Source organism: Candidatus Lariskella endosymbiont of Hedychridium roseum (assembly GCF_964020185.1).
Taxonomy (GTDB): domain Bacteria; phylum Pseudomonadota; class Alphaproteobacteria; order Rickettsiales; family Midichloriaceae; genus Lariskella.
In genome coordinates, this window is the sequence record NZ_OZ026538.1 from 1,377,496 (window position 1) to 1,390,947 (window position 13,452).

Consider the following 13,452-nt stretch of genomic DNA (forward strand, 5'->3'; position numbering starts at 1 on the left):
CTTTGAAGCGCAAGATTTATCTTGACTACAAGTAATTACGATGCACCGAAAGCCCAGCAGCAAAAATGGTAGAATTGCTACAAACCTTATGGATTTTGTGAAAGCAGTATTTGCTAGGTACCGTACAAATTATACATCCAAAAATTAGCACAGGGCCGCCCCTAAAAGCTAATTTTTGTACATTTAACTTTAACTTTCCACAAAAATTTATTTGCGCAAGCAAATCAATTTTTGACGAACAGACTATTTAATGCTGCTAAAACATATAACCAAAACTTTCTGTAAAAACTAACAATCTTCTCTTAGTCTATTTGGTTTTAAACACCACAGCAACACTTGTGATATTCATGCAGAACAAAAGCAAAGTACTTGAATAAAATTTTGCAAGTAGTATAAAAACACTTTAAAATTTTTATTGTATTAAAGGATAGCCAAATTTCATGATTACTACCACGACAAATGTGTTGAACAACTATACACATTAAACAATATACCAAACAAGTAAAAGTAAAATCAACAAAACTAAAAACTTAAGAACGTCTAAATACAAAAGTTATCGGCGTCAAGCCGACATGCTTTATTTATACAGCAGCGTCAGTTTCATCGGCGCTAGTGTTAGTCTTGCTAGCTTTTTTTAGCATTACCTTGCCATTATAGTACCCATCCTTCAACGAAATATGATGAGAAAGCTTTGGCTCTCCGGTTGTAGCATCAAATGCTATGTTCATCTTCTTTAGAGCATGGTGAGACCTTCTCTGGTTTCTCTTGCCTTTTGACGTTTTTCTTTTTGGTACAGCCATATTAGTATGAAAAATCTTCTGACAATTAGTTTTTCTTGAGATTGCACTATAGCATTCTCAAGGATTAAAAGTGGCTCCCCGGGCTGGATTCGAACCAGCGACCAAGCGATTAACAGTCGCTTGCTCTGCCACTGAGCTACCGAGGAACAAGGTGAACAGGAAAAGCTCTTGCGAAAGATTCGCATAGAGTAAGGTTAATATAAACCGCACTCACTTCACATATGAAGTAGATATGATCAAACAGCGTATACACTAGCCATACTTTTCAAAATTGGCGTAGTCAAATCGCTCGTTATGTATTCTTATATACTTACTCGCGCTCTTCCTAGCTCTTTTTGAAGTCTAACTCCGCAATGTGTTGCAAGTTAAATACTAACTCTCCATTTATTAGAGGTATACTCCAAACCACCAAAGGTGAACCTATAAAAATTATTGCAACATGTCAATAAAAATATAAGCCTACATTTAAGGTGTTTGCTTTATAAGTTTGCTTTTCTAGTATTACTTTTGCAGTAGTATAGCTCTCCTTGCGAGGCTGTCTGCTAGTTCATTATAGTAATCTCCGCTATGTCCTGCTACCCAGTGCCATGTAATTTTATGCATTAAGCAAAGTGAATCGAGACGTTCCCATAAATCTTTGTTCTTTACTTTCCCGTTATTCCAATTATTATGCTTCCACTTTTTGATCCATTCAGTAATGCCACGCCTTAAGTACATGCTATCTGTATATACTGCAATTTTCATAGGCTTTTTTATAGCTGCAACGCCCATAATTGCAGCTGTTAATTCCATTCTGTTGTTTGTTGAACTTTGTTCGTAACCATACAGCTCTTTTTTATGCTTGCCAAACAAAAGAACAACTCCCCAACCTCCAGGACCAGGATTCCCAGAGCATGCGCCATCGCAATATATTGTCACTAAATCATCTTGTGTCATACGTTTTCAGCTGACTATTAAATGTAAATTATTTAGGAGCTCACCTTACACACTATAGCAAAACGAATTCCTATAGATCTCGTTTTAAAAGCGCGTGCAAGCAAATGTTTTAACTTTGCGTCCATTAAGCAATGCACTTTACCTTGCGCTTTATTTATCAGAGATATACTCATCATACTTTTCAAAACTAGCGCCTGAAGGAGCGCTCGTTATGTATTTAGACACATGCACACAGCACTCTCCCTAGCTCTTTTTGCAGTCTAACTTCGTAATGTTACAAGCTAAATACCAACTCTTCATTTATCTGTGGTATATATCAAATATGATAAGAACAAACTTGAAGTTCTGCTTTTTTTATAGCCGCCTGCGTCATAACTCTAAGGAACATATGATTTATCTTGGCCTGCAAGCAATTATGATGCACCTAAAGTCCTGGAGAAAAAATTGCAAAATTACCAAAAATCTTATGGATTTTGTTAAGTAGTATTGGATAGATACAGGACAAATTATATATCCGAAAATTAGCGCAGGGCTGCGTCTTTAGGCTAATTTTTGTACTTTTATATATTTATTTTCCGCAAAAATTTATTTGCGCAGCAAATCAATTTTGACAGATAGACTTTGTAAAACCTATGGCTTTTTTATAGCTCTAAGGCTAAGCAAAGTGGATTTAACACTATTGTTTAATTTCTATTAATGCTTTTTGCTTTAATTTGCTTATATAATTCCTAGTATGCAGTTCTGCCTTACGATTCATTAGCATGCCACGAATTTCAGAATCAATTTTTGTATTATCTATCTGTGATGCTGGAACATTGCGAGGTGCTTGTTTGTCTATTACCTTTAATATCATGATACTTTCCTCTAAGATAATTGGCGAGGATATTTGTCCAGGCTCAATATATTGGATTGCAGAGCGTATCTCAGGCGCAAGGTCCCCAATCCTTATCCAGCCGATCACTCCATCTTCTCTACTACTGCTGCTTTGAGAAAGAGACCTTGCTAGGTTTGCAAAATTTTTAGATGAATCTTTCTGTTGTGATATTTCACTCAGTATATTGAGCGCGTTTTCAGCTGTTTTTTCATTATCATGCACATATATGACAATTTCAGCTAATTTTACTTTTGTATTTGCAAAGGAAGCAGCTTGCGCTTTAATACGCTCATAAGCAAGCCTTGCGCCTTTCACTTCCTCTTCCGAGACACTAACATGTGCCGCAAGTTGACTTTTTATATCGCGCCAGATTAGCTGTATCTTAATATTATCTTTATATGCTTGAAAGTTCACTCCTTCAGATTTAAATATTTCTGGCAACTTTAGCCTTGGAATATTCATTTGAAGAGCAAGTTGGTCTATAGCTTTGTCGATGTCAGATTGAGATATTGTAATTCCAAGTCGCTTTGCATCTTCTTCTATTAACTTCTCTTCAATCATCGAATTTAATATCTGTTTTGACAGATTACGTATGAACTCATCATCATTCGGCAAATTACCAAATTTTATAATAGAATAGACTCGTCTTTCTAGATCAAGGCTGGTGATTATCTCGTTGTTGACAATTGCTACAACGCGCTGCCTATTAGCGCAGTATCCGTGGCTAAAACAATTAAGAAATAAAAGTAAAAAAGAGAGAAGAAATCCTAAACAACGCATTAACATTTCCTTAAAAGCTGAAAAGTCCTTTATAAAATAGGTATGGTACAATGCTCATGGGTTACGAACATTTAAAATGTGACAAAGTTAGCAAGAAGCACTTGTATAGCAAATTTAAACGAATAATTCAAGATCATATCATAATAATGCTATTTATAAGGCAAATCGTTTTTGCTATATGTTTCGTCTGAGCGAATTGATAAAGCATTAATTATTTATCGTTTGCGTTTATTGATCAAGAAATCGAACACAGCTGCATAATGCAACAATTTATTTGAATCAGAGACGGCAAAAGAGCCTAGACCAAATAATCCTAGGCTCTTCATTGTAACGGTTTAAACTAACTGAAGTGCCTAGTGTTAGTTTTTCACAGCATCTGTTGTTTCTTTATCAGCTGGCTTGCCTTGCTGTTGCATGAAGTCTTGGCACTCTTTAGTATTCTTATACTCAGTTTTTTGGCACTTTGCCATCATGTCAGAATCCTTATTAACAGCAGGATTCGCGTCAGCAGCAAAAGCCGTAGAGGAAAGAGCTACTGCACCAACAACCAAAGCGCTCAGAACGTTTTTCATCATTTTTTCTGTACCTAAAAAATATAAAATTTATCACAAAGACCCAAAGGCCATAATATTAGGATATAACATTATATTTTTAAATATGATAGTACTATTTGTTAGGCATGTTAAAAATATTGATCTCGATCATTTGTTGCGAATATAATGATAGAATACTAAGTTTTATACTATATTCTTTAAAATATTTCTGAATCATTGATTTATATCCTTCTAGTTGAGAGTAATACCTAAGGCCCAGTTCTTCTATGGGTTGGACATTATTAGTCTTGAATTCTACTATCTCAATAACGTTATCTTTAGCGATAATTTTATCAATTCTTATAAGCTTCTTGGAGGCGGAAAATGAGTCAAGAATGGAAATTTCTGCAAAAGTATTTGATGATGATATAATTTCATGAAAATTTTTTATGGTTTTGAGTATGATTGCTATAGTTGCATTTTTTTGTTCAGCAGAGAAGTGATGTATTTGATAACAACCTTTAATATATTGCTCTGTATACTTTTGCCATTTATCAGATTCTATTTTTTCAAGATTTTGAAGTATTTTGTGTACAACAATACCGCGTAACGCTTCGTCATTATATTGATTGTTATGCTCAATTGCTGTGTTTGTCAATTCTTGTCGCTTTGGCATTTGCCAAATATAAGCTTGTGATTGTGTATTTTGAACAATTGCAGCGTTGTCATGCTCTAACTTATGCAACACAGTTTGATGATTGTATAATTTTGCGTCAACTTTGCTGTGTTTTGCATCATTTATGTTGAGATTTTTTCGCACATCTATCATATCAGAACAAGTGATAGTATTCTCAAGGGAAGGGGCATAATTATGTAGCAACGAATACCAACTTGCTTGAATATTTTTGTTATTAAAGCCGAATATATAAAGCTTATCTTCAGCTCTTGTTAGAGCAACGTAAAGTAGTCTCATATTCTCTTCATTTCTAAGTAGCCTGTTTTTTAGTTTTATCGCATCTGATATAGTACTTTGAGTCTCTGCAAGACCATATATTACATGGTTTTTATATAAAGCAAGTGAGTCATTTGGAGCATTTTCAGAGTGCGCTGCATCCGCTAGAATTACAATTTTTGCCTGCAATCCTTTTGCTCCGTGGATTGTCATTATTCTTATTGAGTTTGTATCAAAGGCTGAGTCGTTAGATATAGTAGAATCTTGAAAAGTATGAACCATCCAGTCTACAAAGTGTTCAATACCTATACCACTTGCACTGACTTCATATTCCATGACCTTATCTAAAAATTTTTCTATAGGTGATGCGGCATGATCTCCAAACCTTGAGACAAATTTTTCTAAGTATTTACATCCATATAAAATATGAGAGTAGAATTCATAAAAAGAGCGATCTTTTATTGAATCAAAAAAATAATCTAATAAACTTACTAAGTTCTGTTTTCTAAGGCGTATAGAATCAAGCAGACTATTGTCACCTCTTGCATATGCGATGCTGAATAAATCTTCTTCTGAGATGCTGAAGAATGGGCTCTTCAGCAAGCAAGCAAGATTTAAATCATCATGTGGCATAGCAATAAATTTTGCTAGAGATAGTAGATCCTGAATTATTAAACTATTTCTTGCTCTTATGCTCTTGCTTATACATGAAATGCCAAGGTGTTTTAGTTCTGCAATGAGATGATCTTCTAATGCGCTACGTTTTCTGACTAAAACCATTATATCTGAAGCTTTTAGGTTTGTTGAATCGTAGCTAAGAATATTTTTTATATGTGATGCAAGCGCTCTTGCGGCTACAGCCTCCTTGTTTTGTAAGTCTTCCTGCTCAATATCTGGTATTTCCCATTCGTGCTCATTATCGTTTTTTGTAGTTTCTACAGCTTCAAGAAGCGGAAGCATATATACAGCACCGATTTCGTCTCTACTTGGCAAGTGCATAATGTTTTCTTCACGGCTTGCGCCCAGTGAGGTTTTATGCCCAGAATCGTTAAAGAAATTATCAACTAAATTTAAGACTTTTTTAGATGAGCGGAATGATATATTCATATCAAGCTCTACCCATTTTTTTTGTGCAAAGCGCGCGCTTTTTCTATAGAATTTTTTGATATCACAAAAGATCTCTGGAGAAGCACCTTGAAAGCCAAATATAGATTGTTTGAAGTCGCCAACTATGAATACTGTACGATTCGTACTTTTTGCTCCATCTCCTGAGAAAAAGTCTTCTGTGAGTAATTTAATAAGATCCCACTGTAATGGGCTTAAGTCCTGCGCTTCGTCAACCAGCACATGATCTATCATAGAATCAAGTTTATAAAGAAGATGTTGTTTATCTAGGCTATCGCTCAGTATATTAAAAGTCTGAATTAGTAAATCGTCATATTCAGCATAACCGTGTTTTGTCTTTAGCTTCTCTATCTCGGTTTTCAAAGCCATGGTAAAACACTGCATTGCATACGAGATCTCTGCTGCTTTTTGATTTTCAAGTTTTTGAGAAACTTGATACAAAAGACTTTGTTCGTTTGTTAAGGCATCTAATATCTCAGGGTATTTATCACCCACTTCTTTTGATAGTAATTTTTTTCTTGGAACTCTCTCAGATGTTAAAAAAGCATTTATATACTGATCAAAGATAGAGATTTTATCTTTTAAATCGCTTCGTTGCCATATCTTCAGCGTTTCAACTAGATTTTTATCTGTTTTATTTTTTACGACATGACATAAAGTGTTTAACGTGACAGCTGGAATATTTACTGTCTCTGCGAGCCTTATAACCTCACTTTTCAGCAGCGCATCATATGTCTTGCTTTTATCTGCATGAAAAAAAGTGAATATATCAAACCCAGCATTATTTGAATCATGCTCTATCTCCATTTTATTAATTGCTTCTAATGCATCGTTTAGAAGTGTCTCATGATCTCTAATGTTTGCTAGTTTTTTGATTTGCAGCGCAAGATCTGATGTCGCATTTTGCAGTACATTCAAGTAAGCTTGTTCGATCAGCTGCTTTTTTCGAAACGAATCAATTAAGCTGGTTCTTATGTTTGTATTATCAGTGAGCACTTGGCATAGTGTTAGCACTTTATTGCAAAATGCATGTAACGTCTGTATCTTAATATTCTCTATATTATCCAAAAATATGCCATAAAGCTGCCTTGCAGCTGATATTTCTATGTTTTCAATGTCTTTTCGTCCTGTGAGGTTTTGTAATTCGTTTTTGATTTCTAGATCATTTAAAGACATCCATAGAGCAAGTTTATTTTTAAGTCTCGAAATAAGCTCATCTGCTGCAGCATTTGTAAATGTTAGACAAAGCAAATTATTTGGGTGAGTGCCGCTCATAAGCAATCGCAATATTCGATCTACCAAAACTTTTGTTTTGCCGGTACCTGCAGATGCCGATATATAAACTGAGGAGTTTGGATCGCTGCCCTTCCGCTGCAGATTACTTGCCAGCAGTATTTTGTCCTCTAACTCTGTGTTTTCCAATTTGTGAGATGACACTATAAATTCCACCTAAAAACATCAAAAAACTACCAAACCATATCCAGCCCATCATAGGTCTATAATAAACTTGTACAATGAGCGCTTGTTTTGACTCTATCAAATCTCCTATCGTAACATATATATCTGCAAAAATTCCATGTATGATAGAAGCTTCAGTGGTTTGCTGTTTCTCTATCGGGAAAATACGTACTTCAGGATTGGCTTGGCCTATAAAATGATCCCATTTATCATAAACATTAAAGCTTGCCGCTTTCGAAATATAATTCTTATGCTCTTTATAAGATAACTCATTCAATACTACCTTAAAACCTTTCACCTCTATGTGCTCATACATTTTGAGCATTACCTGTTTTTCCTCTTGAAGCCAAGAGTTAAGAGCAATAGAGAGCACTACTATTCCAGCTCCAAGGTGTGCTAATATCATCCCAGGTGAGCTATACCTCTTAGAATCTCGGGTATTGTATAAGATACTTGAGAGCACTAATTTTAGCATGATCAATATTAACCAAAGTCCGCCCAGTATTGCTGCAATTACTAAAGGACTTGAGATTTTAAACGCAAGCATCATTACGGCGCAGAGAACTATGGCAATGCTTGCACAAGGCCAATGTTTTTGCATTAAAAGTCGTATCGAATTATTTTGCCATCCTACATAAACAGAAAAGCAGCATAGATATATAAGTGCAATAATTAAAGGATTAAAAATGATATTAAAATATGGAGCACCGACTGAAATCTTCCGCCCAATGATTGCTTCAAGGATAGGTGGATATAGAGTGCCAAGGACAACGGTAAATGCAGCTACACTCAGCAAAATAGTTTGCACGGCAAAAGTAGTGCTAAGAGATAATAGTTCAGGCTGAGATTTTAGTTTATTTTCCTCATTAGACTTCAGTACATATATTGTAAAAGATGCTATTGTTGATAATGCAACAAAGGTCAATATTATTATTCCGCGATACGGATCACTTGCAAATGAGTGCACTGAAGTAATTAGTCCTGAACGCACTAAAAATGTGCCAAACATACTGAAAGTAAATGTAAGGATAGAAAGGATAACGCAGGCACTGCGACCATTTTCTGTTTTTATATAGAGCAAAAGACTATGCAAAAGAGCTGTGCCAAGAATCCAAGGAATTATTGATGCGTTTTCTACAGGATCCCAGAACCAGAAACCGCCCCATCCGAGCTCTCTATATGCCCACCAGCTGCCAAGTGCGATGCCAATGGTAAGTATAGACCATGAAATCACAACCCATGGCCTGATCATTACAGCCCAAGACCTTCCTATATTGTTTGTGAGAAGCGCTCCAAGTGTTGCAGAATACGCAACTGAAAATCCTATGTAACCAAGGTATAGTGCAGGAGGATGCATCACTACTCCAACATCTTGCAATAATGGATTGAGTCCAAAAACACTTGTGATTGGCGCAAATATTCTCTCAAATGGATTTGAGAATAATATTACAAACGATAAAAATGCAGCGCTAAATATACCATTGATTATGTGAAATGAGATAACTAGCTTTCCTATATGAATGACTCCAAATGCACAGCTGAAAAAACTAAATACTAGTGTCCAAAGAAGCATAGATCCTTCGTGATTGGACCAGCTTGCAGCTATTTTATATAAGAGTGGCTGTATTTTATTCGAGTAATATAATACGTTCAATACAGAAAAATCAGAATTAACATAGGAGAACAATAAGCATAAAAAAGAAGCGCTGATAAGTAAGAATTGGCCTATAGATAAGATCCTCAAATATTTTTCTACTGAGATGTTGATGCTTTTCAATTTTGCCTGTACTTCAATCAATGATGTTTGTTTTGCACGCTTTGCGCTGAAGTAGCAAAAAAGTCTTTGCACGACATATAAAGTAATAGGAGCAAGAGATGCGATAAGCGCCAGGTAAAGTAGTAAAACGCCAAGATCTGGAATCATAAGTTTATTATTCCTTGTAGTATTTTGCCTAATTTCATAGAAAATATAGGCTGAGATGCAAAGATTTATTGCTTTAACAGCGAAGATGATATCAGAGCTGTCATGTTATGTCGCCTTAGAAATTAGTATTTTTAAGAAGATTTCGGCTGTATATTCTTTACTATACTACTAATGAGATGCTCTATATCAGATTCACTATGTTTTGCCATTAAGGCTATTCTCAATCTTGGCGTTGGAGATGTCGGCGGACGAATTGCAGATACCGCAATTTTAGATTCCATTAAAGCGTCTTTATAAAGAACCACATCTTTACTAGAATCCAGTATTATTGGCACTATGTGTGAGTTATGTGCGGCGCTCGTCCCTATATCATATCCTCTGCTAGTAAGTTGTTGTTTTAATGCATTTGCAAGTCGCATAATATGGTCTCTTTGCTCATCAAGGCTTGGTAGAAGAGCTATTGCAGCTAGAATTGCTGCCGCTAAAGCCGGCGGCATTGCTGTTGAATATATAAAGCCACCACATCTATTTATTAAATAGTTCCTAAGTATATTGGAGCATGCTATGTAGCCTCCGCTTGCGCCTATTGCCTTGCTGAATGTACCCATAATTGCATAATCAATACCTTCAAAATCATGATTTGATGAGAGTCCGTGGCCATGTTGTCCAAACATACCAGTTGAATGTGCATCATCCAGATATAGAAATGCACCAAATTCTCTTGAAATGGTAATAAGCTCTGCAATATCTACTATATCGCCATCCATTCCAAACAGAGTTTCTGAAACGATAAATTTTGGACGAACATCATCTTTATATTGCTCTATGAGGATACGCAGATGTTTAGTGTTACAGTGCTTGTATCTAACCATCTTAGCACCTGCAAGCATGCACCCATGGTATAAACTAGCATGATTTAACTTATCAAAAAATACTAGTGCTTGATTTTGCAAAACCTTAGTGTCGAGCATGCTACTTAGTGCTGTAGAATTTGCTTGGTAGCCAGAGCTGAATATAAGTGCAGCTTCAGTATGCTTCATTGCAGCGACTTGTTTTTCAAGATCATGAAAAATTTGTAAGTTGCCAGAAAGCAGTCTAGAGCCTGTAGCTCCAACACCAAATTCCTTAGCATACTTGCAAAATGCATCTACAATAACCGGATGTCTACTTAGAGAAAGATAATCATTACTAGTAAAATCTATCAAAGATTTGCTGTGACTTGCGACCTGTCCCAGCATTCTAAAAATTTGTTCAGATTTAAGCGAGCTGCAGAACTCATTATATAATGCAGAATGAGTCATCAAACACAATCTCTAAGGAAAATATGTGAATCTTGATCTTTGCCTTGCGTTATATATTCTTCAAACCAATTCTTTAGCTCAAACAGCTGCGGGCTATTCAAACTATCAAATATATAGCGGGTAACTCGTGGTAGTGAGGATAGTCTATGCCCCTTCCCATATTTCATATATAGTCTGCGAAAGATCCCTATAATCTTTAGATTCCGTTGAGCGCCTAGTATAGTATAGGCTGCTTCCAACTTTTCTTTAGGAACTTCATCTTTAAAGTGATCAAAGTAGTGTTCTTTTGTGACATTGACTACCTCTGGACTTACATCTCTTCTTGCATCTTCCAGTAATGAGACAAGGTCATAACAGTGACTGCCAAGTAACGCATCTTGAAAATCTAAAATTCCTATTTGACATTCTGCCTGCTTTTGTGTGGGAAGTAGCATCAAATTGTCAGCATGATAATCTCTGAGCATCATGATGCGTGGCATATCCTCAATAATCTTATAAAGCGATGTAAAGATACCAAGGAAATCATTACTTGCAGATTTAAATTTACCCTCTTCTGGGATGATAAACTTTAGCGTCCAATCCAGGAAAACCTGTAGCTCTTTATTTAGAATATTTGCATCACAATGTGGCAAATCTAAGCTACAAGCAGATTTAGCAAGTTGAATCAGGTTATTTGTTGCATTGATATAGATCAAACTTTCGATACTATTATCACGTTCAAGAGCTTGTGATACTGTTAAATTTCCAAAATCTTCAAGCAACATCAATCCAGAATTATGACATTCGTGATATATCTTAGGAACTTTAAATTGGTTTTCTATTAAAAATCGTCCTACTTTAGAGAATGACACACATGAATCAATCTCCAGACTGCTATCCATGAGCACATACGTTTTGTCAGAGCGTTGCTCTATTATTCTTGTATACTGCCTTGTGGAACAATCCCTTGGCATCTCATCCAGGTTATATATATCCTGCAGAACGCATGCTTGTTTTAGAAAATCACTGTAAGATCGATTAATATACGGCATCGATTTTATCCAGTACGTTTTTAAATTGTGTTTCATCTATGTCACCTTCATCATGATACACGATTTTTGATGTTTGATCTATGATAAAGACAGCAGGGAGAACAGATACTCCAAGCTCCATCACCAGATCTGAAGAAAGTGCACCTATCTCTTCGAAGGGATTACTATTCTTAGCAAGCCATTCTTTTAAATTTTCTTGATTTTCATCCCAACTGAGACCTATCACGCTCATCTCATACTCTCCTTTCACTTCCTGTATTAATCCTATATGCTTTGAACAAGAAGGACACCACGAAGCAAAAACGTATATAACCTTATATTTTTCATTATGAGACGGTAAAAGAGAAAAACTACTATCAGTAGAAAAGAATCGCTGAGCTTCTGGAACCTGAACATAAAATGACTCTTCTTCTTCTATTATATGATTATCACCTTTCTTGTTTGATACTATAATCAACATTACAAAAAATATACATATCAATACTATTGGAACTGCTTTAGATAAAAATTTCTTCATAATAGCACTCACAATTAAACAGATTTTTAAATTCTTTGATTATTATAGAATCAAATTCGCTTATAGTAATATTTTTGCCTAATTTTTCAAGCGATGTCATTCTGCAGTTTTGTATGCCGCATGGAATTATATCATCAAACTTAGTTAAGTCTGGTGAGATATTCACTGCGACTCCATGTGATGTGACCCACTTTTTCACCTTTACTCCAATCGAACAAATCTTTTCTTCAACGTTTTTATTTCTTATCCATACCCCGGTGCCTTGTGCTGAGCAGAATGCAATTACACCTATATTTTTCAGTATATTAATCAGTAGTTGTGAGATTCTTAATATAAAGTCTTTTATATCAGGTTTTTCATAGTACATATCGCCTAAATCCAGCATTATGTAAAGCACACGCTGGCCTGGTCCGTGATACGTGCACCGTCCTCCTCTATCAGTACTAATTACCGGTATCTTTGGTGATATCAAATCTTCAGAAAGAGTCATAGCACCAGCTGTATATATTGGTACATGCTCCAAAAGCCAAATCAAAGGATTTGCTGTTCCATTTATAATCATATCTACACGCTTACTCATAAAATCTAGTGCTTCCTGATATGGCACTAAACTTTTTGATGTGATACATGCGACTTTTGTTTGATTTAACCTGAAGAACTGCACTATTTATTAGCTCCACAGTATATTTTTGATATTCTCCTTATGTCTATAAAATACTAAAAGACATACAATAAGTCCAAACAGAATATCATACTTACTTTGTATGATAAAAATAGTTCCCAAAAGCATTGCAATCATTGATATAAGAGATGCAATGGCGGATGTCTGAAATATTAGAAAAGTAATCAACCAGAAAATACAAGTAAAAACACCAACATATATATCCAGCGATAGTATAACTGCAATGCTTGTAGCAATGCCCTTGCCGCCTTTAAATCTAAGCCATATGGAGAATATGTGCCCTAAAATTGCAGAAAGTCCGACGCAGATTGCAAGATTATAGTCATATTGTTTTGCAATCAGGACTGGAATAGCGCCTTTAGTTGCATCTGCAATAAGGGTAAGAATACCAAGCTTCTTCCCTCCCACTCTCATTGCATTGGTTGCTCCTATATTGCCAGAGCCATGTGCCCTTAGATCTTTATGTCCTAAGAGCTTTGCAAACAATAAGCCGAATGGAATTCCAGCAATTAAATAAGTAATTAAAATCGCAAGCATTA

The 13,452-nt window shown here is 35.6% G+C and carries 11 protein-coding genes and 1 tRNA gene; all 12 read right to left on the minus strand.

Annotated features, from left to right (window positions below; genetic code table 11):
• Positions 1-581 precede the first annotated feature (581 nt).
• Positions 582-800 carry a 50S ribosomal protein L32 gene (rpmF, locus tag AACK98_RS07010; RefSeq protein WP_339041030.1) on the minus strand — a complete coding sequence of 73 codons (219 nt, stop codon included), beginning with the start codon at positions 798-800 and terminating at the stop codon, positions 582-584.
• A 71-nt stretch (positions 801-871) separates the two neighbouring features.
• Positions 872-946 (minus strand) — tRNA-Asn (locus AACK98_RS07015).
• A 355-nt stretch (positions 947-1,301) separates the two neighbouring features.
• Positions 1,302-1,736, minus strand: coding sequence for a ribonuclease HI (gene rnhA / locus AACK98_RS07020; protein ID WP_339041032.1), 435 nt, complete (start codon positions 1,734-1,736; stop codon positions 1,302-1,304).
• A gap of 676 nt (positions 1,737-2,412) precedes the next feature.
• Positions 2,413-3,396 carry a peptidylprolyl isomerase gene (locus AACK98_RS07025; RefSeq protein WP_339041035.1) on the minus strand — a complete coding sequence of 328 codons (984 nt, stop codon included), beginning with the start codon at positions 3,394-3,396 and terminating at the stop codon, positions 2,413-2,415.
• Between the two features lie 353 nt (positions 3,397-3,749).
• A complete protein-coding gene (locus AACK98_RS07030) occupies positions 3,750-3,965 on the minus strand; it encodes a hypothetical protein (protein ID WP_339041037.1) in 216 nt (71 codons plus the stop codon).
• A 91-nt stretch (positions 3,966-4,056) separates the two neighbouring features.
• On the minus strand, positions 4,057-7,422 hold the full coding sequence (locus AACK98_RS07035) for a UvrD-helicase domain-containing protein (protein ID WP_339041039.1): 3,366 nt from the start codon (positions 7,420-7,422) through the stop codon (positions 4,057-4,059).
• A complete protein-coding gene (locus AACK98_RS07040) occupies positions 7,379-9,382 on the minus strand; it encodes a heme lyase CcmF/NrfE family subunit (RefSeq protein ID WP_339041041.1) in 2,004 nt (667 codons plus the stop codon). The genes AACK98_RS07035 and AACK98_RS07040 overlap by 44 nt, the downstream gene beginning before the upstream one ends.
• A gap of 131 nt (positions 9,383-9,513) precedes the next feature.
• Positions 9,514-10,683, minus strand: a complete 1,170-nt coding sequence (locus AACK98_RS07045; protein ID WP_339042661.1) for an 8-amino-7-oxononanoate synthase — start codon at positions 10,681-10,683, stop codon at positions 9,514-9,516.
• Positions 10,683-11,714: an aminoglycoside phosphotransferase family protein gene (locus AACK98_RS07050; protein ID WP_339041043.1), complete on the minus strand. Its 1,032-nt coding sequence runs from the start codon at positions 11,712-11,714 to the stop codon at positions 10,683-10,685. Before AACK98_RS07050 ends, AACK98_RS07045 begins: the two co-directional genes overlap by 1 nt.
• Positions 11,701-12,231: a TlpA family protein disulfide reductase gene (locus tag AACK98_RS07055; RefSeq protein ID WP_339041045.1), complete on the minus strand. Its 531-nt coding sequence runs from the start codon at positions 12,229-12,231 to the stop codon at positions 11,701-11,703. Before AACK98_RS07055 ends, AACK98_RS07050 begins: the two co-directional genes overlap by 14 nt.
• Entirely contained in the window at positions 12,212-12,895 is a 684-nt protein-coding gene (gene lipB / locus AACK98_RS07060; RefSeq protein WP_339041047.1) for a lipoyl(octanoyl) transferase LipB, read from the minus strand. Before lipB ends, AACK98_RS07055 begins: the two co-directional genes overlap by 20 nt.
• Before the next feature lie 6 nt (positions 12,896-12,901).
• The gene (plsY, locus tag AACK98_RS07065; RefSeq protein ID WP_339042663.1) at positions 12,902-13,450 is read right to left on the minus strand and encodes a glycerol-3-phosphate 1-O-acyltransferase PlsY; all 549 of its coding nucleotides are present in this window, start codon (positions 13,448-13,450) and stop codon (positions 12,902-12,904) included.
• Positions 13,451-13,452: the final 2 nt, after the last annotated feature.